The organism is Burkholderia sp. Ax-1720 (genome assembly GCF_011753035.1).
Lineage (GTDB): Bacteria > Pseudomonadota > Gammaproteobacteria > Burkholderiales > Burkholderiaceae > Burkholderia > Burkholderia gladioli.
On sequence record NZ_VWWK01000377.1, the window covers coordinates 1 to 2,047 of the forward strand.

The window sequence follows — 2,047 nt, forward strand, 5'->3', positions numbered from 1 at the left end:
GGTCTAGGCGCTCGCCCGTCACGTGCGGCGGCAGCGCGGTGTCGCGCGCCACGAACACCAGCGCGGCATCGAGCTCGCCCAGCGAGAGCTTGTCGAGCAGCGCGCCGGCCCAGCCGGCCTCGACGCGCGGCGCTACCGAAGGCCAGCGCTCGCGCAGCATCGCGATCAGTTCAGGCAGCATCAGCTCGCCGATGCCGTGCGTGATGCCGAGCCGGAACGCGCCGGCCGGCGGCTGGGTGGCGCGCACCATCTCGCGCAGCGCCTCCACCTCGCGCAGCACCGCGCGGCATTGGTCGTGCACGCGGCGGCCGAGGTCGGTGGGGCGCGGCGGCTTGGTGTTGCGGTCGAGCAGCTCGACGCCGAGCGCTTCCTCGAGGTTCTGCACGCGCCGCGTGATGGCCGGCTGCGTGATGCCGAGCTCGTGCGCGGCCTGGCTCAGGGACTGGCAGCGGATCACGGCCGCGAATGCATCGATATCGCCGATTTTCATGTTACTTTTGCATGCAATCCGATCAGGGTTATAAGCCCGAATCATATTCCAAGAGGTCCCCGATGAGTTCGTTTTCCTTGCATCAGTCGCTCGCGGAAGACGCGCAGCGTGCCGCGCCCCCGCTGGCCGAGTTCATCGCCGCGTTCTCGCGGCTGATCGACACGCGGCCCGACGAGGCGCGCGTGGTCCGTGACGGCGGCGCGCTGCTGGCCGACCTGGTGGCCCGCGACGACTGGCTGCCCGGCAACTTCGCCCAGCCCGATCCGGAGCGCTACCAGCAGTTCCTGCTGCATCGCGACCCCGGCGCGCGCTTCTCGGTGGTCAGCTTCGTGTGGGGCCCGGGGCAGACCACGCCGATCCACGATCACACCGTCTGGGGCTTGATCGGCATGCTGCGCGGCGCGGAGGATTCGCAGCCCTATGCGCTGGCCGCCGATGGCCGGCCGCTGCCCGAGGGCGAGCCGGTGCGGCTCGCGCCGGGGCAGGTCGAGGCGGTCTCGCCCGCGCTCGGCGACATCCATCGCGTCAGCAACGTCTACGCGGATCGCGACTCGATCAGCATCCACGTGTATGGTGCCGACATCGGCGCGGTCGAGCGCTCGGTCTATCGCGAGGACGGCACGCGCAAGCTGTTCATTTCCGGCTACACGCTGCCGGCGCAGGCCGTGAGCCACTGAGCCGGGCGTCATCCGGATTCCGATTCCATCGTTCCTTTCCCTTTCTTCTTGTCGATGAACACCGTGCCTGCTTCTTCCGTCGATTCCTCCGCCGTTCCCGTCGAGTTTCCCCGCCTGTCCGTCGCCGAGGTGCGCGCCGCGCTGCTCGCGCGCGAGGAGATCGCCCTGGTCGACCTGCGCGAGGAGGACCCTTACGCGCACGGCCATCCGCTGTGGGCCGCCAACCTCTCGCTGTCCAAGCTCGAGCTCGAGGCCTGGACGCGCATCCCGCGCCGCGACACCACGATCGTGCTGTACGGCGAGGCGCTGGGCGAGGATCTCGCGCCGCGCGGCGCGCGCGTGCTGGCCGCGCTCGGCTACACGCGCGTGCATCTGCTCGACGGCGGCCTGGACGCCTGGCGCGCGGCCGGCGGCGAGCTGTTCATCGACGTCAACGTGCCGAGCAAGTCCTTCGGCGAGTATGTCGAGGCCGAGCGCCACACGCCCTCGCTGTCGGCGCCCGAGGTGCAGGCGCTGATCGACGCGCGCGCCGACGTGGTGATCGTCGACGCGCGCCGCTTCGACGAATACCAGACCATGAGCATCCCGACCGCGACCAGCGTGCCCGGCGCCGAGCTGGTGCTGCGCGTGCGCGAGCTCGCGCCCGATCCGGCCACGCGCGTGATCGTCAATTGCGCGGGGCGCACGCGCAGCATCATCGGCACCCAGTCGCTGGTCAACGCGGGGCTGCCGAACCCGGTGGCGGCGCTGCGCAACGGCACCATCGGCTGGCTGCTGGCCGGGCAGACGCTCGACCATGGCGCGGCGAAACGCTTCCCCGATGCCATCTCGGACGCGCATCGCGAGGCTGCCCGCCGCAGCGCCCGCGAGGTGGCCGCGA

At 70.9% G+C, this 2,047-nt stretch carries 3 protein-coding genes; 2 read left to right on the forward strand and 1 reads right to left on the reverse strand.

Annotation, left to right across the window (positions count from 1 at the left end; all coding sequences use genetic code 11):
* Positions 1 to 490: LysR family transcriptional regulator (locus F3J18_RS36865; RefSeq protein ID WP_166917073.1), on the reverse strand; the 490-nt coding region annotated here is incomplete at its 3' end.
* A 62-nt stretch (positions 491 to 552) separates the two neighbouring features.
* Here F3J18_RS36865 and F3J18_RS36870 point away from each other — a divergent pair.
* Positions 553 to 1,167, forward strand: coding sequence for a cysteine dioxygenase (locus F3J18_RS36870; protein ID WP_166917082.1), 615 nt, complete (start codon positions 553 to 555; stop codon positions 1,165 to 1,167).
* A 54-nt stretch (positions 1,168 to 1,221) separates the two neighbouring features.
* Positions 1,222 to 2,047, forward strand: an 826-nt coding sequence (locus tag F3J18_RS36875; protein ID WP_275691847.1) for a rhodanese-like domain-containing protein, incomplete at its 3' end; no start/stop codon positions are given.